The 24,711-nt window shown below is 38.3% G+C and carries 23 protein-coding genes; all 23 read left to right on the forward strand.

Features of this window, described 5'->3' with window-relative positions:
* The first annotated feature begins 8 nt into the window (after window positions 1-8).
* The 23 genes from FZ940_RS02325 to FZ940_RS02430 all read left to right on the forward strand — a co-directional run bounded on the left by FZ940_RS02325 (window position 9) and on the right by FZ940_RS02430 (window position 24,415).
* The gene (locus tag FZ940_RS02325) at window positions 9-2,135 is read left to right on the forward strand and encodes an STT3 domain-containing protein (RefSeq protein ID WP_148821346.1); all 2,127 of its coding nucleotides are present in this window, start codon (window positions 9-11) and stop codon (window positions 2,133-2,135) included.
* Window positions 2,135-3,652 carry an MATE family efflux transporter gene (locus FZ940_RS02330; RefSeq protein ID WP_148821347.1) on the forward strand — a complete coding sequence of 506 codons (1,518 nt, stop codon included), beginning with the start codon at window positions 2,135-2,137 and terminating at the stop codon, window positions 3,650-3,652. Before FZ940_RS02325 ends, FZ940_RS02330 begins: the two co-directional genes overlap by 1 nt.
* Complete coding sequence (locus tag FZ940_RS02335; RefSeq protein WP_148821348.1) at window positions 3,653-4,414, forward strand: glycosyltransferase family 25 protein; 762 nt, start codon at window positions 3,653-3,655, stop codon at window positions 4,412-4,414. It abuts the gene before it with no gap.
* Window positions 4,415-5,347, forward strand: coding sequence for a glycosyltransferase family 2 protein (locus FZ940_RS02340; protein ID WP_148821349.1), 933 nt, complete (start codon window positions 4,415-4,417; stop codon window positions 5,345-5,347).
* Entirely contained in the window at window positions 5,344-6,402 is a 1,059-nt protein-coding gene (locus tag FZ940_RS02345) for a glycosyltransferase (protein WP_148821350.1), read from the forward strand. The genes FZ940_RS02340 and FZ940_RS02345 overlap by 4 nt, the downstream gene beginning before the upstream one ends.
* Window positions 6,399-7,442 (forward strand): glycosyltransferase, encoded by a 1,044-nt coding sequence (locus FZ940_RS02350; protein WP_148821351.1) that lies wholly within the window; start codon window positions 6,399-6,401, stop codon window positions 7,440-7,442. Before FZ940_RS02345 ends, FZ940_RS02350 begins: the two co-directional genes overlap by 4 nt.
* Window positions 7,439-8,563: an N-acetylgalactosamine-N,N'-diacetylbacillosaminyl-diphospho-undecaprenol 4-alpha-N-acetylgalactosaminyltransferase gene (gene pglJ / locus FZ940_RS02355; protein ID WP_148821352.1), complete on the forward strand. Its 1,125-nt coding sequence runs from the start codon at window positions 7,439-7,441 to the stop codon at window positions 8,561-8,563. Before FZ940_RS02350 ends, pglJ begins: the two co-directional genes overlap by 4 nt.
* Window positions 8,556-10,655: an STT3 domain-containing protein gene (locus FZ940_RS02360; RefSeq protein WP_148821353.1), complete on the forward strand. Its 2,100-nt coding sequence runs from the start codon at window positions 8,556-8,558 to the stop codon at window positions 10,653-10,655. The genes pglJ and FZ940_RS02360 overlap by 8 nt, the downstream gene beginning before the upstream one ends.
* Before the next feature lie 2 nt (window positions 10,656-10,657).
* A complete protein-coding gene (gene pglA, locus FZ940_RS02365) occupies window positions 10,658-11,773 on the forward strand; it encodes a N,N'-diacetylbacillosaminyl-diphospho-undecaprenol alpha-1,3-N-acetylgalactosaminyltransferase (RefSeq protein WP_148821354.1) in 1,116 nt (371 codons plus the stop codon).
* Window positions 11,766-12,371 carry an undecaprenyl phosphate N,N'-diacetylbacillosamine 1-phosphate transferase gene (gene pglC / locus FZ940_RS02370; RefSeq protein WP_148821355.1) on the forward strand — a complete coding sequence of 202 codons (606 nt, stop codon included), beginning with the start codon at window positions 11,766-11,768 and terminating at the stop codon, window positions 12,369-12,371. Before pglA ends, pglC begins: the two co-directional genes overlap by 8 nt.
* Window positions 12,358-12,948: a UDP-N-acetylbacillosamine N-acetyltransferase gene (gene pglD, locus FZ940_RS02375; RefSeq protein WP_148821356.1), complete on the forward strand. Its 591-nt coding sequence runs from the start codon at window positions 12,358-12,360 to the stop codon at window positions 12,946-12,948. The genes pglC and pglD overlap by 14 nt, the downstream gene beginning before the upstream one ends.
* 50 nt (window positions 12,949-12,998) lie before the next feature.
* Complete coding sequence (pglE, locus tag FZ940_RS02380) at window positions 12,999-14,090, forward strand: UDP-N-acetylbacillosamine transaminase (RefSeq protein WP_148821357.1); 1,092 nt, start codon at window positions 12,999-13,001, stop codon at window positions 14,088-14,090.
* Window positions 14,091-15,872, forward strand: a complete 1,782-nt coding sequence (gene pglF, locus FZ940_RS02385) for a UDP-N-acetylglucosamine 4,6-dehydratase (configuration-retaining) (protein WP_148821358.1) — start codon at window positions 14,091-14,093, stop codon at window positions 15,870-15,872. It abuts the gene before it with no gap.
* 2 nt (window positions 15,873-15,874) lie between these two features.
* The gene (locus tag FZ940_RS02390; protein WP_148821359.1) at window positions 15,875-16,771 is read left to right on the forward strand and encodes a PDC sensor domain-containing protein; all 897 of its coding nucleotides are present in this window, start codon (window positions 15,875-15,877) and stop codon (window positions 16,769-16,771) included.
* Window positions 16,768-17,379: an imidazole glycerol phosphate synthase subunit HisH gene (hisH, locus tag FZ940_RS02395; protein ID WP_148821360.1), complete on the forward strand. Its 612-nt coding sequence runs from the start codon at window positions 16,768-16,770 to the stop codon at window positions 17,377-17,379. The genes FZ940_RS02390 and hisH overlap by 4 nt, the downstream gene beginning before the upstream one ends.
* On the forward strand, window positions 17,379-18,101 hold the full coding sequence (hisA, locus tag FZ940_RS02400; RefSeq protein WP_148821361.1) for a 1-(5-phosphoribosyl)-5-[(5-phosphoribosylamino)methylideneamino]imidazole-4-carboxamide isomerase: 723 nt from the start codon (window positions 17,379-17,381) through the stop codon (window positions 18,099-18,101). The genes hisH and hisA overlap by 1 nt, the downstream gene beginning before the upstream one ends.
* The gene (locus FZ940_RS09520) at window positions 18,098-18,220 is read left to right on the forward strand and encodes a hypothetical protein (protein WP_222861990.1); all 123 of its coding nucleotides are present in this window, start codon (window positions 18,098-18,100) and stop codon (window positions 18,218-18,220) included. The genes hisA and FZ940_RS09520 overlap by 4 nt, the downstream gene beginning before the upstream one ends.
* Window positions 18,221-18,283: 63 nt before the next feature.
* A complete protein-coding gene (locus FZ940_RS02405; protein ID WP_002939933.1) occupies window positions 18,284-18,649 on the forward strand; it encodes a chemotaxis response regulator CheY in 366 nt (121 codons plus the stop codon).
* Entirely contained in the window at window positions 18,649-19,482 is an 834-nt protein-coding gene (locus FZ940_RS02410) for a 50S ribosomal protein L11 methyltransferase (RefSeq protein WP_148821362.1), read from the forward strand. The genes FZ940_RS02405 and FZ940_RS02410 overlap by 1 nt, the downstream gene beginning before the upstream one ends.
* Window positions 19,475-21,400: an ATP-dependent zinc metalloprotease FtsH gene (gene ftsH, locus FZ940_RS02415; RefSeq protein ID WP_148821363.1), complete on the forward strand. Its 1,926-nt coding sequence runs from the start codon at window positions 19,475-19,477 to the stop codon at window positions 21,398-21,400. The genes FZ940_RS02410 and ftsH overlap by 8 nt, the downstream gene beginning before the upstream one ends.
* Before the next feature lie 2 nt (window positions 21,401-21,402).
* Window positions 21,403-22,029 carry a phosphatidylserine decarboxylase gene (locus FZ940_RS02420; protein WP_103624653.1) on the forward strand — a complete coding sequence of 209 codons (627 nt, stop codon included), beginning with the start codon at window positions 21,403-21,405 and terminating at the stop codon, window positions 22,027-22,029.
* Window positions 22,022-22,753 (forward strand): CDP-diacylglycerol--serine O-phosphatidyltransferase, encoded by a 732-nt coding sequence (gene pssA, locus FZ940_RS02425; protein WP_072594435.1) that lies wholly within the window; start codon window positions 22,022-22,024, stop codon window positions 22,751-22,753. Before FZ940_RS02420 ends, pssA begins: the two co-directional genes overlap by 8 nt.
* A 147-nt stretch (window positions 22,754-22,900) precedes the next feature.
* A complete protein-coding gene (locus FZ940_RS02430) occupies window positions 22,901-24,415 on the forward strand; it encodes a 2-isopropylmalate synthase (protein ID WP_148821364.1) in 1,515 nt (504 codons plus the stop codon).
* Window positions 24,416-24,711: the final 296 nt, after the last annotated feature.

Raw genomic sequence — 24,711 nt, forward strand, 5'->3', positions numbered from 1 at the left:
GGAATTTAGTGCACAAAGTAAGCGTAAATTGTAAAATTTTACTTATATTTCTAGCTGCTTATCTGTTTGGATTTGCGGCTAGGATGCTCTGGGTATTGTGGGCAAAGGATATGCCAGAGTTTTACTTTAATGGCGAATTTATGCTTACGACAAATGACGCATACTACTACGCAGAAGGTGCTAGAGATATGCTGGTTGGCTTTCATCAGCAAAATGACTTTAGCCCCTTTAATCACCCAATCTCAACAATAGTTTTTTATATTTGCAAAATTTTTCCTTTTAAGATCGAAAGCGTAATGTTTTACATGAGCATCTTTTTAGCTCCTCTTATCGCACTTCCAGTTATTTTGATATCAAATGAGCTTAAGGCGCTAAAAGCTGGGGCTGTGGCAGCGTTTATGAGTGTTATCTTGCCAAGCTATCTTTCAAGGACATCGCCTGGATATTTTGATAGCGATATGTTAAATGTCACATTTGCGCTTTTTATCATCTATTTTTTGATCAGGCTTTTAAACACAAATGAACAAAAATTTATCGTTTTGCCTGGAGTCTTTGTATCGCTTTATCTTTGGTGGTATCAAAGCTCATATGCACTTATTTTAAGTATTTTCTTTATGTTTTTGCTATATACGCTAGTTTTTATGCGAGATAGATTGCAAAATTATCAAGCGATATTTTTTATGTTTATAACCATCGTAAGCTCAAATGTTTTTACTAAAGATCCACTAATAGCAAATAAAATTTTGGTTTTTAATTTAGCAGTTATTGCTTTATTTTTCTCTCTTTTTTGCAAATATAAAAATTTACTCTCAGCTAGAAAATTAGCTATTTTTCTTACTTTAATGCTAGCTATTTTTATCTATTTTGGTGGTTTTGATTTCGTTACTTCAAAGATGGGTATTTATGTTTTTAAAGGCAATGAAATTCTTAGCGATAAATTTCACTTTATAAATGAATATAATTTCATCAGTGAAGTAAAAAGTGCTAGCCATTTGTATTTTATCTATTTCATGTCGGGAAATATTCTTATACTACTGGCGGCTATTATTGGATACTTGCTACTTTGCTTTAAATTTCGTTTATTTTTACTTACTTTGCCAATGCTTGGACTTGGACTCCTTTCTTTCTTTGGTGGGGTTAGATTTGTTATGTACGTAACACCACTTGTTGCACTTGGTTTTGGGTATTTTTTGCATTTTTTTTTAAATTTATTTGATCTTAGAAATTCTATTAAAAATTTATCATTTTTAGTTTTTGCCGTAGCCGCTCTTGCTATAAATTTAGATTTTGCTTATTCATATAAGCCAAACACTGTAGTTAGCCATGATGAAGCAGTAGCGCTTGATGGGCTCAAAAAGGTAGCAAAGCGCGATGATTATGTATTTTCATGGTGGGATTACGGGTATGCTATAAGGTATTTTGCTGATGTTATGACTTTAAACGATCCTGGTAGACAAGGTGGCGAAAATAATTATTTTGTTAGCCTTGCTTTGAGAAAAGATGAGACATTTTCGGCTAGACTTGCAAGAGTGGCAGTTGCGTATAATGACATCTCGCTTGAGCAAAATATAAGGCCAATAGATAAAATTTTAAAATACTACAACACAAGCGATATAAATACTTTTTTAAGTCAGCTTGAAAGTAAAAATTTTAATCCACCTGTGGCAAAGAAGGCGGTTTATTACTATCTTGTGCCAAATATGATTGACATCGCGCCAAATATCTTTAGATATAGCTATATCGATATTACAACTGGTAAAAGGCAAAAAGAGGATTTTTATCATGTTAGCGCATTAAATGGCGTTAGCGAAGCTGGTATTGACCTTGGAGATGGCTATACTTTGCCTACAAATGAGCAAAAATTTATCATACATAACGGTGAGAAAATAGCTATAAAATCATTTTATAAGGTAAAAGGTGCCGGAAGAGATTTGCGAATAGATGAAAAAATCATAGATGAAAACGCTAAAATTTATGTGGTTTTTTTAGAAGACTATGCACGGATATTGTTGCTTGATGAAAATGCTTTTAACTCATCTTTTGTGCAGCTTTTTATATTTGAGCGAGCTGATGAGCGATACTTTGAGCCATTTGTCATCTCAAGTGGCGTAAAAATTTATAGGTTGAAAATCTAATGCTAATCAATCTAATAAGCTCGATCGTCGTTTTTGTCGTATCAATGGGCATAAATTTCTTTCTTACGCCATTTATCTTAAAAAGTCTTGGCAATGAGGCTTTTGGCTTTGTAGGCCTTAGTAACGCCATCGTAAGCTACGCAGCAGTCGTGAGCGTGGCGATCAACTCGGTCAGCGGGCGCTTTGTCGCTCATGCGTGGCACAAAAAAGATCTAAGCCTTGCAAACACCTACTACTCATCAGTGCTTGTTGTAAATATCTTCTTTTGTGCCGTTGTCGTAGTGCTTAGCTCTGTTTTCATACTAAATTTGCAAAGCTTTTTAAACGTCCCTGAAAATTTACTCTTTGACGTGAGAATGACCCTTGTTTTTTACTTTATAAATTTCTGCGTTGGGCTATTTAACGGCGTTTTGACGGTTTGCGCTTTTGTGACAAACAAGCTCTATCTACTATCCATCAGAAATGCCATTTCAAGCGCGATCCTAGCAGCCCTCATCGTGGCGCTCTTTTTCTTTTTTAAACCATTTATCTTATACATCGCCATCTCAGCGCTAGTTGCTAGCCTTTTTGTCTTTTTTAGCACCATTTTTATGTCAGCTCGCATCACGCCGGAGCTAAAATTTAGCCTTAGTAAATTTGACTTTTCTAAGATAAAAGAACTTTTAAACTCTGGCATTTGGAATAGCTTTAATGCGCTAAATCGCATACTTTTAACAGGCATGGATCTTTTTATCTGCAACATTTTCGTAAATGCAAATGCCACCGGCCTTCTTTCAGTCGCCAAGGCCGCTCCTATAATACTTGAGAGCTTTGTAGCGCAGCTTAGCGGTATCTTTGCACCAAAATTTGTCGAGCTTTACTCTAAAAATTTGATCACGGACCTAATAAAAGAGGCTAAATTTTCGATGAAGGTGATCGCCTTTGTGATGAGCGCTCCAGCTGCATTTTTCGTCGTTTTTGGACTTGATTTTTATACGCTTTGGCTACCTTTTAAAAGTGCAGATGAGGTTAAATTTATCTACAACGTTTCGATGATCACGCTTGTGCCGATCGTATTTATAAGCTTTGTTTTTTCGCTTTTTAACCTTGATAGTGCTACAAACAAGCTTCGCCGCCCGGCCATTGCCAACACTATCCTTGGCGTTAGTACGATCATAGCGCAGATCGCGCTACTTAAATTTAGCGACTACGGCGTTTATGGCATCGTCATCGTCGCAGCCATTTTTTATAGTATAAGAATTCTTGGCTTTGACCTTATAAATGCTGCTTTAAATTTAGAGGTGAAACTCACTATGTTTTATGGGGTTTATTTTAAAAATTTAGCCGTTTTTGCGCTCTGCTTGCTTGCGATGTTTGCCTGCAAGGACTTTGTGAGCTTAGATAACTGGCTAAAATTTGCTATCTTTGCTGCGATCTACGCCGGCGCAGCTTATGTTTTGGGATTTTTTTTGTTTTTTAATGCTTGCGAGCGAGGCATAGTCTGGCGTAAAATTTTAAAAAAATTTAAAAGGTCTTAAATGAATGAAATTTATCTGATCTCTTTGGCAAAAGACACCAAAAGGCGCGAGCTTTTGCAGCAGAAATTTAGCTCTTATGATAGCTTTAAACTAATAGACGCAATAGACGGCAGGGAGCTAAACGCAAGGGAGTACTATAAGATCATTTCGCCATCATTTAAAGCTTACGGCAAAGTTTTAAGCCCAGCAGAGGTTGGCTGTTCGCTCTCGCACGTAAAAGCTTACGAGGCATTTTTAGCAAGTGATGCAAAATTTGCACTCATCTTTGAAGATGATGTGATAGGGGGTGATAATGCCATAAAAGAGGCCTTTTTAGCAGCTAGCAAGATGCCTGAAAACAGCGTGCTAATATGTGGCATGCAAGATGGGCTGGAGGGCAGGTTTAGCGCCTTTGGCAAAAAGGTGGATAATAGCTTAAGTAAACCACTTTGGCAGGTTTCAAAGCACTCATTTTCAAGCATTTATAGAGCAGGGGCTTATGTGCTAACTAAAAAAAGTGCTAAAAATTTGCTTGAAATTCATAAATGTGCGCTTTGCACGACTGATGTTTGGGACTATTTGCTTGGTGTTAATGATATGCAGATGTATTTTTGCGATCTCTTTTCGCATCCAACTGATCTAAGTGGCTCAAACATCGAAGGAGAACGCCTTGAGAGGGGATACAGGGCAAATTTAAAGGCCTACATCAAAACATTTAAATTTATATTTTTCTCAAGACTTGAGAAGCTTCAAGGCTATGAGAGAATTTTTAAAAGGGGCTAAATGAGCGAGCCATTAATCAGCATCGTAACTGCAACCTACAAGCGCCCTGAGCTTTTAAAAAAGGCTTTAAAAAGCGCTCTATCTCAAAGCTATGAAAATTTAGAGATCATTGTTACAGATGACGGCGACGATAATAGTGCGAGTGAAATTTGCAAGAGTTTTAACGACGCAAGGATCAAATTTGTAAAAAACACAACCCATAAAAAGAGTCCAAATGGCAATAAAAATAACGGCTTTGATAATGCAACAGGCGAGTTTATCTGCTTGCTTGACGATGACGATGAGCTTTTACCAGAGGCGATTGCTGAGTGTTATGAAATTTTAAAAAGTGGCGAGTATTCGTGCGTTTTTGCTGATGCGATCTGTGAAAAAGATGGCGTGATGACTGAGGTGATGGCTGGCAGAAGCCCATATAAGCAAAGCGGAGCGATGAGTAAGGTTGATTATCACTGTGGACGGATAAATGGCGAGTATTTTAAACTTTTTTCGCGTGAATTTATAGATGATTTTAGGTTCGATGAGAGCAGTTTTGGCGGTGAAAATGAGCTTTATATCCGCTTTTTTGAAAAAAATGTCTTCTATCTTAAAAAGCCACTTTACATCTACCGCATCGCAAGAAGCGACAGTGCGACTCTAAATGCCAGCAAGCACGCTCTAAATGTCGCAAACGCCTACATCAAAACGGCAAAAATGCACTATGATATCGCTATAAAAAATGAGCCAAAATTTCTAGCTATCCAGTATAAAAACGCTGCTTACTACGCCAAAATAGCAGGTGAATATGGCTTGATGCTAAGCTGTATTTTTAAAAGCCTTAGCATTAAATTTAGCAAAGAGGCGTTTATTTTCTTACTACTTAGCCCACTTCCAAGTGGCATTTTACCGGCACTTTCAAAGCTACGTGTAAAGATCAAGCAAAGGTTTGGCGTATGAGGATATTATTTGTCACATCAACGCTTAGAAGTGGCGGTGCGGAGCGAGTTTGCGCGGTAATTGCATCAAGATTTAGCATGGATCATGATGTAAGCCTTGTTAAATTTGACAAAGATGAGCCATTTTACGAGCTAGCAAGTGGCGTAAAGCTTATAAATTTAGGCGTTGGGGCTGATGAGCTTGGGGTTTTTGGAAATTTAAAAAAGAGAGTTTTAAAGGTGCTTGCCTTAAGAGCGCTCATAAGAGAAGGCAAATTTGACGCTGTGATATCTTTTTTAGATGCCGTAAATACATTGGTACTCTTTAGCTCTGCAGGACTTAAAACGCCTATTATAATAAGCGAGCACACAAACTATCTTGCGCCAAAAAGAGCTATTTTTAAGGTGCTAAGACGCCTTAGCTACCCATTTGCAAATGCACTTAGCGTCTTAAGCGACGAAGATCTTGGCTACTACTCTAAATTTTGCAAAAATGTGATGAAAATTTATAACCCACTCTTTGAAAAGGCCTGCGACGAGAGCCTTATCAAAGAAAATTTGATCATATTTGTTGGCAGGCTAAATAAGATAAAAAACTGCGAAATGTTTGTAAGAGTGGCTGCAAATTTAAAGCAAAGTGGCTATAAATTTGCCGTTGCTGGAGATGGTGGTGAGAGGGCAAATTTAGAAAATTTATCTAAAAATTTAGGCGCTAATGTCGAATTCTTAGGAAATGTAAGCGACATCGCCTCGCTTTATAAAAGAGCAAAAGTGCTGCTCTCTTGCTCAAACCATGAGGGTCTTGGAAATACTTTGATAGAGGCAATAAACTATGACTGCGTGAGAGTTGCGACAAAGACAAGCGGAGCAAAAGAGCTTATAGAAGATGGCTTTGATGGCTTGCTTTGTGAGATAAATGATGCTGGGCAGATGAGTGAAAAGCTCGCAAATTTGCTGCAAGATGAGGCAAAGATGGGCGAATTTGCCAAAAACGCAAGAGCTAGACTTGATGAGTTTGGCGTGGAGCAAATTTATAAAAAATGGCTGGAGCTTTTAAAACTTGGAGGTGTGAAGTGAAAATTCTCTTTGTCATAGCTGCGCTTAGAAATGGCGGAGCCGAGCGCGTGTTAAACGTGCTTGCAAATGAGCTTAGCAGGGACAATGAGATCACTATCTCCGTGCTTGAAGAGGATCTTGGGCTTTATAAATTTAGTGAAAAAATAAACATCATAAATCTTAACCTCACTGGCTCAGGAGTCGCTTTAAAATTTAAGAAAATTTTTGCCCTTAGAGCGCTTTTTAAAGAACAAAAAGCTGATCTAATAATGAGCTTTATCGACTGGACAAATGTCGCTTGTGTGCTGGCAAATGCTGGACTAAAGAGCAAGTTAATAGCAACCGAGCATCATGAGCATAGCTACCTAAAAAGCAAAATCGCAAGCGCTATGCGTGACTTTTCGTATAAATTTGTAGATGGCTTAAGCGTGCTAAGTAAAAGCGACTACGACTACTATAAATTTGCTAAAAATCGCGAGATCATCCACAATCCACTTTTTATCGACGTGCCTGAAAATCGCGAGAAGCAAAACGTAATCTTAAGCGTGGCAAGGCTGGAGGCGGTAAAGGGCTATGACATCTACTTTGAAGCACTTAGTAAGGTGGATAAGAGCTTGCTTAATGGCTGGGAGATAAAAATCGCAGGCAGTGGCAGGCAGGAAGCACAGCTAAAGCAAATGGCCTCAAATTTAGGGCTTAACGTAAAATTTCTAGGCCACATGAGCGATGTTAGTAAGCTTTACAGTGAGGCAAAAATTTTTGTTCTAAGCTCAAGGAGCGAGGGTCTTTCAAACGTGCTAATCGAGTCAGGTGCCCTTAATTGCGCTAGGATAAGTAGCGATACTGTGGGCGCAAGAGAGCTTATAAATGACGGCTTGGACGGACTTATCTTTAAAAATGAGGATAGTGATGATCTAAAAAACAAGCTTGAAATGCTTTTAAAAGATGAAAATTTAAGAGAGAGAGTAGCAAAAAATGCTAGTGAAAATGCAAATTTATTTAGCATAGAAAATATCAGCAAGCAGTGGCATGAATTTATAAAAAAGGTGGCTAGAAAGTGAAGAGATTATCCGTTTTTTTATACTCGATGGGGCCTGGTGGGGCTGAGCGAAACGTCTCAAATTTGCTGCCATTTTTAGTTAAGAGATATGAAGTTCACCTGGTACTCATGAGCAATGTCATCGCTTACGAGATACCAAGTGAGGTAAAAATTCACTTCATCGAAAACAGCGATCCTTATGAGAAAGTATTTAAAAAGCGAGTAAGGCTCTTTTTGGCGATGCCAATGCTTGCCTTTAAGTATAAAAAGCTTTGTCAAAACTTAGGCATAGACACGCAGTTTGTGCTGATGAACCGCCCTTGTTATATTGCTGGGCTTGCTAGAATTTTGGGCTTTAAAAAAAGGCTAGTTATCAGCGAGCGAAGCTGTCCGTCGATCCTATACAAAGACGATCTAAGCGGCAGGGTTAATAAATTTTTACTCACTCATCTTTATAAAAAAGCAGATCTCATTCTTGCAAATGCAGCTGGCAACAAAGAGGATCTAGTGCGAAATTTTGGCATGAGCGAGGACGAAACAAAGGTGCTTTATAACGCCCTTGATCTAAAAACTATAAATTTGCTAAAAGATGAGCCGCTAGAGGGTGACTTTAAGCCATTTTTTATAAACATCGGACGCCTTGATAGTGGTAAAAATCAAGCCATGCTAATAAAAATAATCGCATCTATCAACGACCCTCGTGCAACGCTTGGCATTTTAGGGAAAGGGCCTTTAAAGGATGAGCTGCAAAATTTGATAGACAAGCTTGGCGTTGCTGGGCGAGTAAAGCTTCTTGGCACTGATAAAAATCCTTTTAGGCACATAAAAAACGCCTCTTGTTTGCTTTGCGCTTCGCGTTTTGAAGGTTTTTCAAATGTGCTTTTAGAAGCGCTAGCGTGCGAAAAAACTATTATCTCAACCGAGCATAAGAGTGGCGCAAAAGAGCTTTTGGGCGAGAGTGAGTTTGGTATTTTGGTGCCAGTTGATGACGAAAATGCGATGAAAGAGGCGATGATAAAGGTGCTTAATGTGCCTGAAATAAGGCAAAATTTTGAAAATGTTGCGTATAATCGGGCTAAATTTTTTGATAGTGAAAATATAGCCAATGAGCTTATAAAATTTTTGGAAAACCCTAATGAATAGAAATCTATTTTTTAAAAATTACTCTTTATATTTGATGATATTTGTCGCAGTCCTTTTTAGTGTGATTTGTAGGCTCTACTGGGTCTTTTGGGCGAGCGAGTATCCGGTATTTTTCTGGAACAACGAGCTGATGATCAGTACAAACGACGGCTACGCATTTGCCGAGGGTGCAAGGGATATGCTAGCTGGCTTTCACCAAGAAAATGACCTTAGCTACTACGGCTATCCGCTCTCGACGCTTACTTACTGGATCGTGAAATTTCTAGGCGTCAAGCTTGAAACGGCGATGATTTATATGAGTGTATTTTTCTCATCGCTTGTCGCTGTGCCAGTTATCTTAATCGCAAATGAGTATAAGCTAAAATTTGCTGGCTTCATCGCTGCACTTCTTGCGGTGGTCGCAAATAGCTACTACAACCGCACTATGGCAGGATACTACGATACTGACATGCTCATCATCCCACTTAGCGTCTTTGTCGTATGGGGGCTTGTTAGAGTGCTTGAGAAAAAGGACGCAAAGAGCTTAATAATCGCGCCTTTAAGCGTGCTTATCTATATGTGGTGGTATGCGAGTGCCTTTTCGCTTATTAGCATTTTAACTGGGCTATTTTTACTTTACACGCTCATTTTTGATAGGAAAAATCCACTTTTTTACCTTGAAATTTCGCTGCTTTTACTTGCTATCTCAAACCTTGATCTGATATTTAAATTTATCGCTATCATCGCTATTTATACGCTTTGTCTTTTTAAAAAAGAGATGATAAATTTAAAATTTGCTCTTGCTGTTTTGGTTGTTGTTTTTGCTGTTTTTGTCATCCGTGGCGGACTAAATCCGATTATTTTTCAGCTTAAATTTTACGTCTTTAGAGATGCGCCTGAAGTTGGCGGCATGAGCTTTCACTTTTTTAATGTCAATCAAACCATCCAAGAGTCAAGCATCGTTGATTTTACGCTATTTTGCGAGAGGATCAGCGCAAATATCATCACATTTTTAATATCGCTTGCAGGTGTCGCTCTTTTTTGCTTTAAATACCGCTCGTTTGCCGTCTCGCTTGGCATGCTGGCACTTGGCTTTTTGGCATTTAAAAGTGGCCTTAGATTTACTATTTATGCTGTGCCTATCATGGCACTTGGCTTTGGCTATTTAGTGGAGTTTATACTTTCAAATTTAAAGCTAAAAGGAGCGGTGCTAAATCTTGCGAGAGCCTTTATAACCGTACTTGCCCTCACTCCAGCGCTTATTCATATCTATGGTTACAAAGCTGAGCCAGTTTTTGTGCACAAAGAGGTTGAAATTTTAAATAAGCTAAAAAGTATCGCAGATCGCGAGGATTACGTGGTTGCGTGGTGGGACTATGGATATCCGATTAGATATTACAGCGATGTTAAGGCGCTCATTGACGGTGGAAAGCACCTCGGACGTGAAAATTTTGCTGTGAGTTTTGCGCTTGGAAGCGACGAGATGAGCTCGGCAAATATGGCAAGGCTTGATGTAGAATACACTGAGAGAAATTTTAAAGAGCGATTTAATGGCAATTTGGCTCAAATTTTAAAAGAGAGAAATGCAAGCATCGATCAGTTTTTTAGCGATATAAAAGAGGCAAATTTTAGCTTGCCAGCAAAGACAAGGGATATTTATTACTATCTTCCAGATAGGATGCTTGGTATTTTTCCGACCATTTTGCAATTTAGCAAGATCGATCTAAAAAGCGGTAAAAATTTAAATAACGGACTTTTTATCGTCACAAGAGCGATCTCTCAAAATGAAAATGGCATTAGACTAAATGGTGGATTTACGCTCACAAGTGATGTCACAAATTTAATCTATGATGGCAATATCTTGCCTCTTAAATCTTTCATAGAGACTGATTATAACGAGGCTGGCAAGCTAAATGTCAAAGAGTATAAAAACAACGAAAACTCAAATATTTCTGTCATTTTTATGAGAGATTATGGTAGGTTTATCATCCTTGATGAAAGTATTTTAAATAGCGCATACATCCAGCTTTTTGTGCTTGAAAGGTACGATCCTAAGGTTTTTGAGCCAGTCATACTTGATGGGGCGGCAAAAGTTTATAGGCTAAAGAGGTAGAGATGGCAAGGATAGGATTTTTAAGCCACGCTGATATGAGCATACACTTTTTTAGACGCCCTATAATGCAGGCTTTAAAAGATATGGGGCATGAGGTTTTTGCTATCGCTCCAAAAGGAAATTTTACTGATGAGCTTGCTAAAAGCTTTCACGCTGTTACATACGAGCTTGACAAGGCCAGTCTAAATCCGCTAACCATCATAAATAACTCAAAAAAACTATCTCAAATTTTAGGCGAGCTAAATTTAGACCTGCTTCAAACTGGCGCTCACAAGTCAAATGTATTTGGCACATTTGCCGCTAAAAACGCTGGTATAAAGCATGTGATAAATTTAGTTGAAGGCCTTGGTAGCTTTTATATCGATGATGATATTAAGACGAAGGCTGTGCGTTTTGTCATGGAGAGTCTTTATAAATTTTCATTCGCAAAGGCCGATGCTTGCGTGTTTGTAAACGACTCGGATGCTGATTATATGATCTCTCGTAATTTGATAGATAAAAGTAAAGTTTACCGCATAAAAAGTGTCGGCGTGGATACTGCTAAATTTGATCCAGCTATCACGCAGGCAGCGGACTTGGGTGAAAAAAAAGTCATTTTAATGATCGCAAGAGCCATGTGGCACAAGGGCGTTCGTGAATTTTACGAGGCAGCTGAAATTTTAAATGGCTACAAAAACTGCGAATTTGTCTTTGTGGGCGAGGGCTTTGCTGGCAATAAATCAACCGCAGATGAGAGCTTTTTAAAAGGTGGCAAGGTGCGATATCTTGGCGCTAGAAACGACATACCACAGCTTTTAAAGGCTTCTTACTTGCTAGCACTCCCTAGCTATAAAGAGGGCTTTCCAAGAACGGTTTTAGAGGCGATGAGTATGGCTAAAGCAGTTGTTGCAAGTGATGTGACAGGCTGCAATGAAGCTGTAAAAGAGGGCTACAACGGACTTTTATGCAAGGTAAAAGACGCAAGTGATCTTGCTGGAAAGATAAAAATTTTGCTTGATGACGAGGCGCTTTGTGCTAGACTTGGGCAAAATGGCAGAAGCTGGGCTGTTAGCGAGTTTGACGAGAAGCAAATCGCGAAAAGATATATAGAAATTTATAGGAAATTTATAGATGTATAGAAATTTTTTAAAAAGGGTGATTGACATTTTGGGGGCTTTGTTTTTGCTTATTTTAACATCGCCTATCATCATAGCAACGGCGATTTTTATCTATTTTAAGGTTAGCCGTGACGTAATTTTTACACAAGCAAGACCAGGTCTTAATGAGAAAATTTTTAAAATTTATAAATTTAAGACGATGAGCGACGAGCGTGACGCAAATGGCGAGCTCTTGCCAGATGAACAGCGTCTTGGTAAATTTGGCAAGCTGATCCGCTCACTTAGCCTCGATGAGCTGCCACAGCTATTTAACGTGCTAAAGGGTGATATGAGCTTCATTGGGCCAAGGCCGCTTTTGGTCGAGTATCTACCCATTTACAACGAAATGCAAAAGCACCGCCACGACGTGCGCCCTGGTATCACAGGCCTAGCACAGGTAAATGGTAGAAACGCCATAAGCTGGGAGAAAAAATTTGAGTACGACGTCTATTACGCTAAGAATTTAAGCTTTATGCTTGACGTAAAGATTGCCTTACAGACTATCGAAAAGGTGCTAAAACGAAGTGGCGTAAGCAAAGAGGGGCAGGCAACGACGGAGAAATTTAATGGCAAAAACTAAGAAAATTTACATCTACGGAGCGAGTGGTCATGGCCTTGTAGTCGCTGATATCGCTAGAAATAATGGCTATGACGAGATAGTTTTTTTGGATGATGCTAGTGAGTTTAAATTTAGCCCAGAGCTTGAAAAAGCTGATATCATAATAGCCATTGGCGAAAACAAAACAAGGCAAAAAATCAGCCAAAGGGTAGAGTCCGCTGGCTTTGAGATAGTAACTTTGATCCATAAAAGCGCAGTTGTGAGCCAGAGTGCCGTGATAGAAAAAGGTGTGGTCGTCATGCCAAATGCCGTGATAAACGCAAAAGCTTGCATAAAAGAAGGCGCTATCATAAACTCTGGCGCGGTGATAGAGCATGAGTGTGTGATAGGTAAATTTGCTCACATCAGCCCAAACACAGCCCTTGCTGGAAATGTGAGCGTGGGAGAATTTACGCATGTTGGCATTGGCTCAAGTGTCATTCAAGGTATAAGCATCGGTGGCAACTGCATCATCGGCGCTGGAAGTGTGGTCGTAAGAGATATAAAAGATGGTGTGAAGGTTTACGGAGTGCCAGCGTGCGAGCGTGGCAAGATATAAAATTTAAAAATAAGTGCTAAAATCGCTAAAAAATCACGAAAGGTATGAACATGGATAGGGTTTTTTTATCTCCGCCAAACATGAGTGGAAAAGAGCAGGAATATATAAAAAAAGTTTTTGAAAGCAACTATATAGCGCCACTTGGTGAGTATGTAAATAAATTTGAAGAAAGTATAAAAAACTACACTGGCGCTAAAGATGCGCTAGCGCTATCTGCAGGAACTGCGGCGCTTCACCTAGCACTTCGCGTCCTTGGCGTAAAAGAGGGCGACTTTGTGCTGGCTTCTAGTTTTACTTTTATGGCTTCAGTCTCGCCTATACTTTACGAAAAAGCAACTCCGGTCTTTATAGATAGCGACGAGAGCTGGAATTTAAGCCCAGAGCTACTAAAAAAAGCGATATCAAATTTACCTAAAAAGCCAAAGGCATTAGTCGTCACACATCTTTACGGCCAAGCTTCAAAGATGAAAGAAATTTGCGAAATTTGCCAAAACGAGGGTATCGCTTTGGTCGAGGATGCAGCTGAAGCGCTTGGTGGATTTTACGGCGGCAAGGCGCTTGGCACATTTGGCGTGATGGGTGCATATAGTTTTAATGGCAACAAGATCATCACCACTTCAGGTGGCGGCGTGTTGGTTGGAGATAGTGAATTTGTGGAAAAAGCTAGGTTTTACAGCACTCAAGCAAGAGAGCCGCTACTTCACTACGAGCACAAAGACTATGGCTACAACTACCGTTTAAGCAACGTTCTAGGCGCTATTGGCGTGGCACAGATGGAAGTTTTAGAAAAAAGAGTTGAGCAAAAGAGAAAAGTATTTGAAATTTATGAAAAAGAGCTTGGTGACGTTTTAGAATTTATGCCAGAGCTAGCAGATTCTCGTGGCAACAGATGGCTCACAACTGGCGTTTTTGCTAAAAAAGATGCGCATTTAAAGGTTATAAAAGCACTAGCTGATCAAAATATCGAGAGCCGTCCACTTTGGAAGCCTATGCACATGCAGCCAGTATTTAAGGGCGCGCTAAGCTTTATCGATGGTTGCAGTGAAGATCTATTTTCAAGAGGAATTTGTTTGCCAAGCGGTAGCGATATGAGCGAGGAAACGCAAGCAAAAGTGGTCAAACTAGTCAAGGAAAACGCTTAAATGTTTCATGCGACAAAGTTAAAAAGGCTTATATTTTTCCTTATTGGCGATGTTTTTATATTTACGTTTTCGATATATGCGGCTTATCTTTTGAGATTTAACGCAAACATCCCAGACATCTACGTTCAGGGCCTTTTTGTAACGGCTGGATTTTTGATTATTTTTAAGCTATTTTTTCTATGGATGTTTAAAATTTACAAGGTGCCGTGGAGATTTTTTGGACTAAATGAGGCTAGAAAAATTTTCTTAGCTCACGTTTGCTCAGCGGTTTTGTTTACGATCATATTTTTCATAATACAAGACTTCTTTAATCCATACCCAAGAAGTGTTATTTTCATCGATCTTCTAATTTCATGCCTACTTATTGGACTTTTGAGAATTTCAAAGCGCATGGTGCTTGACTTTTCAAACAAACCTCACAAAGGTGAGCCTTGTGTTGTTATAGGTGCTACCTCAAAAGCACTTCACGTTTTGCGTGGCTTAAAGCAAGGGTATCTTGACTATTACGCAGTTGGCGTGGTAGATGGCAGGAGTGATCTTGTGGGCACTTATTGTGATGGTTTCTTAGTGCAAGATAAAAAAGAGATACCAAATTTGATAAAAGACTACGATGTAAAGACCGCTATTATCGCACTTGCACTTGATCAAGATGGGCTTCAAGCTTTAGTTGATGAACTAACTGGATATGGCATAAGAGATATGAAGCTATTTTCGCTTATCGAAAACGAGCCGATCAAGGATATCTCTATCGAAGACTTGCTCGCTAGGAAGCCAAAAGACCTAAATCCTGAAGCCATCTCAAATTTTTTAAAAGACAAAAAAGTGCTTGTTACTGGAGCTGGTGGTAGCATAGGAAGTGAAATTTGTAAGCAGTGCTTAAAATTTGGAGTAAGCGAGCTTATTATGGTTGAGCACAGTGAGTTTAACCTTTATAAAATAGGCGAAGATACAAAAGATAAAAGGACTATCAGTAAGCTTGTAAATATCACAAATTTAAAGGATTTTGAAGAAGTTTTTGCTGACTTTGAACCTGAGATTGTTATCCACGCAGCAGCATATAAACATGTGCCGCTTTGTGAGTTAAACCCTCGCTCGGCTGTCGAAAATAATATCCTTGGCACAAAAAATGCTGTCGATCTTTCAAAAAAATATGGCGTTAAAAAATTTGTCATGATCTCATCAGACAAGGCCGTACGCCCAACAAATATAATGGGCACAACTAAGCGTGTTTGTGAGCTTTATGCTTTAAATTCAAATGAAGCTGGCGTGTGTGAGATAGTTTGCGTGCGCTTTGGAAATGTCCTTGGCTCAAGTGGTTCTGTTATACCGAAATTTAAAGCACAAATTGCCGCAAATAAGCCACTAAGTGTTACTCACCCAGAGATCACAAGGTACTTTATGCTTACGTCTGAAGCATGCCAGCTAGTCCTTCAAGCAGCCTCTATCGCAAAAGGTGGAGAGCTTTTCGTACTTGATATGGGCGAGCCTGTTAAGATAGTTGATCTTGCTAAAAAGATGCTTCTTCTTTCAAATAAAGAGCATTTGGGTATAGAATTTGTAGGTCTTAGACCAGGTGAGAAGCTTTATGAAGAGCTACTTATTAACAAAGATGATGTGCAAACCAAGTATGAGTCGATCTTTGTAACGCATTCAGAGCCTTATGATCTGACCCTTTTAAATTCAAAGATAAATGGGCTTTTGCAGCTTGAAGATGACGAGGTGGCACCTGCTCTTAAGGTGATCGTGCCAGAGTTTAATCATGCATTAAATTTAAAAGGCTAATTTTGGTTATAAAAGATATTAAGAGATTTAGTGACACGAGATACAAGGCAAGGGCGTATATCTGCTATCTATTTAGTAGAAATTTACCAAACAGACTGCCCGGAGTTTGTTTAGAGAATATAAAAGCTGGTTTTGACAAGATCAGCCACGAGATAGAAAATTTTGACGCATTGTATATCTTAGACGAAAATGGCGTGCAGATCGAAGACTCGATCAGTCTAAATGAAGAATACAAAATCCCAAAGGGCGAAAACCGCGCAAACAAGGCATACTATTACACTGCAGTGCGTGAGAAAAGGTGTGTTTTAAGCGATCCATATCCATCAAGTCTAAATGGAGGTTTGTGCGTCACAGCAAGCGTACCTATCTATAATGAAAAAAATGAGCTTAAATTCATCGCTTGCATCGATATAAGCCTAGAAAATATCCTAAATATGGTCGATAGCGGCTTTGTCGAGGAGCATTTTGGTAGATTTTTAAAGACAGTCTATGCGCTCTTTTGTGCATCACTTTTTATGATTTGTGCATTTTTATTTTGGCACGGGGTAAAGAGCTTTATCTCAAAAAGTATCGAGCATATAAATGTCGAAGAAATTTTTGAATCAACCATCATTTTAACGCTAGCTCTTGCCATTTTTGATCTTGTTAAGACGATATTTGAAGAAGAGGTTTTAGGTAAAAATCAAGAAGAAAATAGCGTTATTTATAAGACGATGGTGAGATTTATCGGCTCAATTATCATTGCACTTGCCATTGAGGCGCTTATGCTGGTCTTTAAATTTGCTATCACTGCACCTGAAAATATCATAAACGCTATCTATCTAATAGGCGGCGTGGCGATGCTAATGGCGGCACTTAGCTTTTATCTTTTCAGCGTAAAAAGACAAGAGAACAGATGATCGCTATTATTGATTATGGTGCGGGCAATATCAAAAGCGTGATAAATGCTTTTAAATTTCTTGGACATGAGTGCGTTTTAGTAAGTGAGCCTGATAGTTTAAAAGAGTACTCTCACATCGTTTTGCCAGGCGTTGGAGCTTTTGGTGAGGCGATGACAAAGCTAAAAAATAATGGCATGGATGAAGCCGTAAAAGAAGCTGTAAAAAGCGGCAAAGCTTTTATTGGTATTTGTCTTGGCATGCAGCTTTTATTTGAGCGAAGTTTTGAGTTTGGCGAGCATGAGGGACTTTCTCTTTTGCCTGGCGAGGTTGTAAAATTTAATGAAACTAATTTCGATAAGCCATTAAAAATACCCCATATTGGTTGGAACGCTTTGGAATTTAAGCAAAATAGTCCATTAAATTTAGGACTAAAAAAGCTTGAGTATTTATATTTTGTACATAGCTATCATGTGGTTTGTGATGATAAATTTGCACTGGCAAAGACGACTTATGGATATGAATTTACAAGTGCGGTTTGGCATGAAAATATCTTTGGCTTTCAGCCTCATCCAGAAAAAAGTCATGAAGCTGGACTTAAAATTTTAGAGAATTTTGCGAGGTTATGATGGAAATTTTTCCAGCGATTGATTTAAAAGAGGGACAAGCAGTTAGACTTAGCAAAGGTCTTATGCAAAGTGCAAAAATTTATAGCAACGAGCCAAGTGAACTTGCTAAGAGATTTGAAGATTATGGCGCAAAATGGCTTCATGTGGTTGATTTAGACGGTGCATTTGCTGGAGAGACGATAAATTTTAAAACAATTGAAAAGATTACAAAGGCTACAAATTTAAGCGTCCAAGTGGGTGGCGGCATAAGAGATGAAGAGCGAATAAAACGCTATTTAGATCTTGGAGTTAGCAGAGTGATCCTTGGCTCAGTTGCTCTTAGAGATCCAGAATTTACAGCAAAAATGGCTGAAATTTATAGAGTTGTAGTCGGCATTGACGCAAAAGATGGCTACGTGGCCGTACAAGGTTGGGGTGAGATCTCAAATATAAAAGCAGTCGATCTTGCAAGAAAATTTGCAGATGTTGGTGTGGAAGCTGTGATTTGCACCGATATTAACAAGGATGGAATGCTTGGCGGAGTTAATGTTGAGTTTAGCTTGCAAATAGCTAGAAATAGCAAGCTTGAGACGATAGCAAGTGGTGGCGTGAGTGATATAAATGATATTTTGATGCTAAAAGCCACAAATGAGATTAGTGGCGTAATAGTTGGGAAAGCCTACTATGAGGGGTTGCTTGACCTAAAAGAGGTCTTTAAACTACTTAAGCAAGTGGTGGCGTGAGTGATATAAATGATATTTTGATGCTAAAAGCCACAAATGAGATTAGTGGCGTAATAGTTGGGAAAGCCTACTATGAGGGGTTGCTTGACCTAAAAGAGGTCTTTAAACTACTTAGATAGCGTTAAAGCTTTTATAAATTTAAATTAGCTAGAATAGGGCAATTTTTACTAAAAGGATATTATGTGAAGATTTTGGTTGTAGATGACAGTTCAACAATGAGAAGAATCATAAAAAATACTTTACAAAGGTTAGGACATCAAGAAATTCTTGAGGCTGAGCACGGTCTTGAGGCTTGGAATATCTTAACTCAAAATGAAGGTATCGAAGTTCTTATCACTGACTGGAATATGCCTGAGATGAATGGTCTTGAGCTTGTTAAAAAGGTAAGAGCAGAGCAGAAGTATGTTGATATGCCTATCATAATGGTAACAACAGAAGGCGGAAAAGCCGAAGTTATAACAGCTTTAAAAGCAGGTGTTAATAACTACATCGTTAAACCTTTTACGCCACAAGTTTTAAAAGAGAAGCTTGAAGACGTCCTTGGTTAATGAAAGATAAATTTTACGAATTAAGTATAAAAACATCAAATTTTTATGATGAAATTTTAGAGCTAGTTTTCTCTTTTGGAGTTACCTGTGTTGAAGAGCTAGATCACGAGATCATCATCAGGGAAGAGTATGATCTAAAAGATATAGCTTGGGGTATTGAAGAGTATGCAAAAGGGCTCTCTAGTGTTCGTAAAATTTCAAATGATTTAAAAATTTCTCTTAATTTAAAAGAAAATAAAGACTGGCTAGGTGAATATAAAAAGGCAGTTAAGCCTATTTTGGTTGATAAAATTTATGTTAGACCTAGCTGGGAAGAGCCACTTAATGGCGTAACAAATATCATAATCGACCCAGCTCTAGCTTTTGGTTCAGGGCATCATGAAAGTACAAATTCTTGCTTGCAACTTTTACAAAAATATGCAAAAAGTGGCAATACTACTTTAGACGTGGGCTGCGGAAGTGGAATTTTAAGTATTGCCCTGGCAAAGCTTGGCTGTAAGGTCGATGCTTGTGATACAGACGAGCAAGCCACGCAAAGCTCAATTAGCAACGCCGAGTTAAATGAGGTTAAATTTAATAAAATTTGGACAGGCTCCATCGCAAATTTAGAGCAAAAATATGACATTGTCGTAGCAAATATCATTGCTGATGTCATTTTTATGCTCTCAAATAACTTAAAAAAATCGCTTAAAAAAGGCGGCTACTTGGTATTGTCAGGAATTTTAAACAAATACGAAGATAGGATTAAAGATACATTTAAGGATTTGGAGCTAATTGAGATAAAACAAAGTAACGATTGGAGTAGCTTTGTTTATAAGGAAATAGATGAATAACCAAAATAATAACCAAAATAATGGCAACAATAACGGTTTTTTTAATAAAAATCCTATTTTTATTTTTGCCATTTTTGCAATAGTTATAGTTTTAGCTTTTAGAAGCTTTAGTGGAGACGGACTAGGTGGCTCTTTTGGGCTAAATAGCAATGCTCAGAGTAAAATGGTAGCTTATTCTGAGTTTAAAGATATGTTAAAAAATAAGCAGCTAAATGAGGTTGCTATCTCAGAAACTACCATAAAAGGCATAGGTAGTGACAAAACTATCTATCTTGCAAAACGTATAAATGATCCAACGCTCATTGGCATACTTGAGCAAAACGGCATAACTTATAGCGTTTATAGCGAAAATAACTGGTTTGGTGATCTTATATTTTCATGGATCATCCCGGTATTTATATTTTTTGCTATTTGGATGTTTATTGCTAGTCGTATGCAAAAGAATATCGGCGGCGGCATACTTGGCATAGGAAGTGCAAAAAAACTTATAAATTCTGAAAAACCAAAAGTTAAGTTTGACGATGTTGCAGGTGTCGAAGAGGCAAAAGAAGAGGTTCAAGAGATAGTTGATTATCTAAAAAGTCCTGATAAATATCTAAGACTTGGGGCAAAAATTCCAAAAGGAATTTTGCTAGTTGGCCCTCCAGGCACAGGTAAAACACTTCTTGCAAGAGCAGTTGCAGGCGAGGCTAGTGTGCCATTTTTCTCTATGTCAGCATCAAGCTTTATAGAGATGTTTGTCGGTGTTGGTGCAAGTAGAGTTAGAGATCTTTTTGAAAATGCTAAAAAAGAGGCTCCAGCGATCGTTTTTATAGATGAGATCGATGCGATCGGTAAAAGTAGAAATTCTGGTCCGATGGGCGGCAATGACGAGAGGGAGCAAACGCTAAATCAGCTTCTTTCTGAGATGGACGGCTTTGATGCGGATAAGTCGCCAGTCATTGTTATAGCTGCTACAAATAGACCTGAAGTTTTGGATGCTGCGCTTTTAAGGCCAGGTAGATTTGATAGGCAAGTGCTTGTTGATAAGCCTGATTTTAAAGGACGTTGCGATATTTTAAAAGTCCATATGAAAGATGTAAAGATTGGTAAAGATGTAAATATCGAAGATATCGCAAGGCTTACTACTGGTTTAGCAGGTGCCGATCTTGAAAATATTATAAATGAGGCAGCACTTCTTGCAGGACGTAAGTCAAAGACCTTTGTCGAGCAGGCTGATCTTGTGGAGGCCGTTGAGAGATCGATCGCTGGACTTGAGAAAAAGTCTCGCCGCGTAAATCCAAAAGAAAAAAGGATCGTCACTTATCATGAGTGCGGTCATGCCTTGATAGCTGAACTAACAAAAGGTGCAAAAAGGGTAACAAAAGTCTCAGTCGTGCCACGTGGTCTTGCAGCGCTTGGGTATACTCTAAACACGCCTGAAGAGAATAAATTTATGATGCAAAAGCATGAGCTGATAGCAGAAGTGGATGTGCTTTTGGCTGGTAGAGCTGCTGAAGAGGTGTTTATTAAAGAAATTTCAACCGGAGCTAGCAACGACCTAGAGCGTGCGACTGATATCATAAAAGCCATGGTTAGTATGTATGGTATGAGTGATGTTGCTGGTCTTATGGTGCTTGAAAAACAACGTGCTACGTTTTTAAATGGTGGTCAAAGTATCAAAGACTATAGTGATAAGATGGCTGAAAAGGTTGATGAGTTTGTAAAAACGCTTCTTCATGAAAGATACACTGCTGTGCTTGGTTTGCTCGAAATTTACAAAGGTGCTATTGAAAATATGGTATCAGCACTTTATGAAGAAGAAACAATCGAAGGAAAAAGAGTTAGAGAGATCATTAAAAACTATGAGATCGAAAATAGTCTAGAGAGCAGACTCGTAGAGATAGAAGAAGACGAAAAGAGTAAAAAAGAGGAATAAAAATGAGTGGCTATATCGCGAAAGCAGGATATAAATTTATATTATTTTTTCTAATTTTATTTGTTTTATCTTTGCTGTTTGGGATCTTGCCACTACTTTTTGCTATTTTACTTTTTTTGGGACTTTATTTTTTTAGAGATCCTGAGAGAGAGCCATTTTCTGATGATAAATTGGCTTTACTATCGCCGATTGATGGCAAGATAAAAGAGATCAGTGCTTCAAATTTTGATAATAATGAAGTAGCTAAGATCGTTATAAAAAAATCTTTTTTTGATGTTGGTACATTAAGGGCTGTAAGTGATGTAAAAGTAGCTGAAATACGCAAAAGACATGGCTTATTTTTGTGTCAAGCTATGAAAATTTCAGAATTTTTAAATGAAAGAGCTATTATTCGCTTTGAAAAAGAGAATATAAAATTTGTTATGAAAATTATAGCTGGAGCTTTAAGTCGAAGTTTAGAAATTTCAAATGTTACTAGCCTAAAAGCATCTAGAAAATTTGGTTTTTTAGGAAGTGGTGAGGTGATTTTATACTTGCCAAGAGATACTAAGATATGTGTAAGTGTCGGAGAAAGCGTAAAGGCTGCTTCACTTTTGGGATATTTTGAAGAGGGAAAAAGAGATGAATAACATACAAAAGATGCAACTAATGTATATCTTGCCAAATTTATTTACAGCAGCTAGTGCTTTTTTAGGTGTTATTAGCATTATTTCATCTATTCAAGGTAACTATTTTAAAGCCATTATTTATATAATCTTATCGCTTATTTTAGATGGACTTGATGGGCGTGTGGCTAGACTTACAAAGACAACTAGCAAATTTGGCGTAGAGTTTGATAGCCTTGCAGATCTTGTTGCTTTCGGCGTAGCACCAGCGATTTTATTTTATTTGACTATTGGTAAAAATTTTGGCAGATTTGGGGCACTTATAGCTGCTATGTTTGTGGTTTTTGGAGCTATTAGGCTTGCTCGTTTTAATGTCACTACTGGCACATATGAGCCAAATGTTTTTATCGGGCTTCCTATACCATCAGCAGCTATTGTGAGCGTACTTTGGGTTGGTATTTATATCGACTATACTTTTTTAGAAGGATTTGAGTGGTGCTTGATGCTACTTGAAGCTACTTTGGCAGCTTTAATGGTTAGCAACATTCGCTATCCAAGCTTTAAAAAAATAAATTTAAAACAAACCCACGTGATAAGAATTTTAGTAGCTCTTGTAGTTGCATTTTCGATGCTTTATCTATATCCATTTGAAAGTGCGACTTTGGTTATGAGCGTCTATATGCTTTATGGCATAGTAAGAGCCACTATAATGTTTAGTAAAAATTCCAAAAAAAAGGAGAGCGAATGAGCGAAAATGGCGTCATAAAATCACGTAAATTTTTACCAAAAATCGAAATCAAAAACTCTCTACTGCTGCTACTTAGGTAGCAAATTTCTCTTTACTTAACTCATCAAATTTAAAATTTAAATATAAAAAAATAAAAAAGGACAAAAAATGGATAAGAATAAAATTATAATCTTTGATACGACTTTAAGAGATGGCGAGCAAAGCCCTGGTGCATCGATGAATACAGCCGAAAAACTACAGATCGCACTTCAGCTTGAAAGGCTTGGTGTGGATGTTATGGAGGCGGGATTTGCAGCAGCAAGCCCAGGAGATTTTGACGCGGTAAATCAGATAGCAAAGCAAGCCTCAAATATCACGGTTTGCTCTCTTGCACGCGCAGTTGAGCGTGATATTAAGGCAGCTGGCGAGGCATTGGCTCCAGCTAAAAATAAGAGAATTCATACATTTATAGCGACAAGTCCAATTCATATGGAGTACAAGCTAAAAATGAGCCCAGATGAAGTAATAAAACGTGCAGTCGAGTCTATAAAATGCGCAAAAACCTTTTGCGATGATGTGGAGTTTAGCTGCGAGGATGCATGCAGAAGCGAGATGAGCTTTTTAAAAGAAATTTGTGATGCTGCCATAAATGCGGGTGCAAAAACCTTAAATATCCCTGATACGGTTGGTTATTTATATCCTGAAGAGATAACTGCTCGCATTAGTGAAATAGTAAAATTTGTAGGCGATAGAGCGATAATATCTGTGCATAATCACAATGACTTAGGTATGGCTACGGCAAACTCGTTAGCGGCTATAAAAGCTGGTGCAAGGCAGGTCGAAGGTACGATCAATGGCATAGGTGAGCGTGCCGGAAATGCTGCGCTTGAAGAGATCGTGATGGCTATCAAAACTCGCCAAGACGTCTTTGCTCCACTTTATACAGACATCATCTCAAAAGAAATTTATCCAACTTCAAGACTGATTGCTAGTATTATAGGCATTGAGCCTCAACCAAACAAAGCTATCGTTGGTAGAAACGCCTTTGCTCATGAGAGTGGCATACATCAAGACGGTGTGCTAAAACATAAAGAGACCTATGAGATAATTAGCGCTGAGAGTATAGGCCTTGAGAAAAATTCTCTTGTTTTAGGTAAGCATAGCGGTCGCCACGCATTTAAAGATAAGCTTGCTAGCCTTGGATTTGACCTTGATAGCGATGCTCTTAATAAGGCTTTTGAAAAATTTAAAGAGCTAGCTGATAAGAAAAAAGAGATATTTGATGATGATATTAGGGCTCTTGTGGCTGAAGAGATTACAAAAATTCCACAAGCTTATGAGATCACGGCTCTTCTTCAAAGTAGCGGCGGAAGCCTTGCAAGTGCTTCAATTAGCATAAAACACAATGATGAGATCATCAGTGACTCAGCTCTAGGAAATGGTACTGCTGATGCGATATTTAAGGTAGTTGATCGTATTAGTGGTATTAGTGGCACGCTAAAAGACTATAAAGTGGCATCCGTTTCTCAAGGCAAGGATGCACTTGCAAAGGTTGATGTAAAGGTCGAGTTTGAGGGCAAAACGGCTGTAATAGGCCATGGACTTGACATAGATACTATGATGGCAAGTGCAAAAGCCTATGTTGGCGCACTAAATAGCTACCTTCGCATACATAAAAACTAAAATTTTAGCCAGCTGTTAAATTTGCAGCTGGCTATTTTAAATTTAATCCAAAAAATATATAAATTTTTAAAATTCAAAGCCTTTATTTAAAAAATAGAATTTTTACTATCTTTGCAAATTTTAAAATCTTACTCACTCGCCTTAGCAACTTACTAATTTTAGGACTCATAAACATTCGCCACTAAATTTAGAAGCGTGATATGCTCGCTTGTAAATTTTAAAATTTGATAGGGTTTAGACCGCATGCAGTGCGAAGTACTAGCACATGCCCCTTGAATGTGCGAGGGGGTGGATTA

The sequence above is a fragment of the Campylobacter concisus genome (assembly GCF_902460415.1).
Lineage (GTDB): Bacteria > Campylobacterota > Campylobacteria > Campylobacterales > Campylobacteraceae > Campylobacter_A > Campylobacter_A concisus_Y.